Origin of the sequence: Nonomuraea sp. B1E8 (genome assembly GCF_039871515.1) — a bacterium.
GTDB lineage: Bacteria > Actinomycetota > Actinomycetes > Streptosporangiales > Streptosporangiaceae > Nonomuraea.
Window position 1 is genome coordinate 1 of the sequence record NZ_JBDPLS010000041.1, and the last position, 1946, is coordinate 1946.

At 64.5% G+C, this 1946-nt stretch carries 1 protein-coding gene; it reads left to right on the top strand.

Annotated features, from left to right (window positions below):
• The first annotated feature begins 599 nt into the window (after positions 1-599).
• Positions 600-1883, top strand: coding sequence for a group II intron reverse transcriptase/maturase (gene ltrA / locus ABGA98_RS45590; protein ID WP_347624734.1), 1284 nt, complete (start codon positions 600-602; stop codon positions 1881-1883).
• Positions 1884-1946: the final 63 nt, after the last annotated feature.

The following is a 1946-nucleotide window of genomic DNA, read 5'->3' on the forward strand; positions in this document are numbered from 1 at the left end:
GTGCGCCACGAACGCTGATGGAGGTTGTGATGTAGAAGATCGCAAACTTCGGATGCGGTGCTGTACTGGCGATGGAGGCTGGGCCCTCCGGGACCGCCCTGCAGGGGGAGGTCCCAAACCACCGCGAGCTGCTGCGGCTCAATGGCCGTGGTAGTGAGCGTCGCGGAAAAGGCGCACGAGATGCGTCAGGTGCGAGCCGAGAAGGCGAACGAGAGTGAACCACTGATGAAACGTCGAAAGCGTAGCGACGTCATCGAAACCGGGGTCCAGTTGTTGCCCCGGGACGAGCCTGGCGGATGCCTGCTTACTGGCCAGGTGGTGACCGGCGTCAAGGTGGCGCGAGCTCGGTTTAGGCGCCAGTACGGAACGTGGGAACCTGCCGCCTCAGCGGTGCCGGGCGCGTGTTGGAGCGCCCGGCTGAAGGGAGTACCCCAAGCAGCGGAAACTGCAAGGGGCCGAGTACCGGGGCGAGGCGCAGGGACGGACCGGCTCGTAGTAGCGACGAAGCGCCGTAATGGGCGTGGAGCCAAGGGGCCGGGTCGCCCGGAGTCGCTTGGTGGTCAACCGGCATGCCCGTGGGCAGGGCCGGGAGGAGCCAGGTGAGCGAACTCAGGCAGCAGGACAAGCCGTTTCAGATCGACAAATGGACGGTCTGGGAAGCGTTTCAGAGAGTTAAGGCCAACAAAGGGGCAGCGGGCGTCGATGAGGAGTCGATCGAGCAGTTCGAAGCCGACCGGGACCGGAACTTATACAAGATCTGGAACCGGTTGTCCTCGGGCTCGTACTTCCCGCCGCCGGTGAAAGCGGTGGAGATCCCCAAACCAGGCGGTAAGGGGATACGGGTGCTCGGCGTACCGACGGTGGCCGACCGGATCGCCCAGACGGTGGTGCGGATGCATCTGGAACCGAAGGTCGAACCGATCTTCCATCCGGATTCTTACGGCTATCGACCGGGCAAATCGGCGCTGGACGCGGTCGGGGCGTGCCGGGTGCGGTGCTGGAGGAAGGACTGGGTGATCGACATGGATATCCGGGCCTTCTTCGACACCGTGCCGCATGACCTGGTGCTCAAGGCCGTCGCCAAGCACCTTTCACCGGATCAGCGGTGGATCCTGTTGTATGTCCAGCGGTGGTTGACCGCTCCGATGCAACGGCAGGATGGCACTCTGGTCGCCCGAGATCGCGGAACCCCGCAGGGGTCGGCGATTTCACCTTTGCTGGCTAACCTGTTCATGCATTACGCGTTCGACGCCTGGCTGGCTCGGGAGTTCCCGGCGCTTGGCTTCGAACGCTACTGCGATGACGCGGTGGTGCACTGCGGCAGCCGCAGGCAGGCCGAATACGTGCGAGACGCGATTGCAAGGCGTCTGGCGCAGGTCGGCCTGGAGCTGCATCCGGACAAGACGCGCATCATCTACTGCAAGGACGCCGACCGGACGGGCTCGCACGAGCACACCCGGTTCACGTTCCTGGGCTATGAGTTCCGGCCCCGGCTGGCCAAGAACAAGCACGGCAAGCACTTCGTGTCGTTCTTGCCCGCGGTCAGCACGCAGGCGATGAAGGCGATGGGAGCGGTGATCCGCTCCTGGCATCTGTCCCGGCGCAGTGACAAGTCTCTGGACGACCTTGCCCGCATGTTCAACAGCATCGTGCAGGGATGGATCAACTATTACGGGCGCTTCTACCGGTCCCGGTTGCTCTACTTCCTCCGGCATCTCAACAAGCTCCTGGTGGGCTGGGCGTGCCGGAAATACAAGCGGCTCAAACGCCGGGAACGGCGCGCGATGGCCTGGCTGGCTGAGATCGCCCGACGATCTCCCCGCCTGTTCGCGCACTGGAGGCTCGGCGCACGTCCTGACGGCTGGGCGATGGGAGCCGGATGAGTCGAGAGGTTCAAGTCCGGTTCTGCGAGAGGCCGGGGGTGCGATCCCCCCGGCCTACTCACC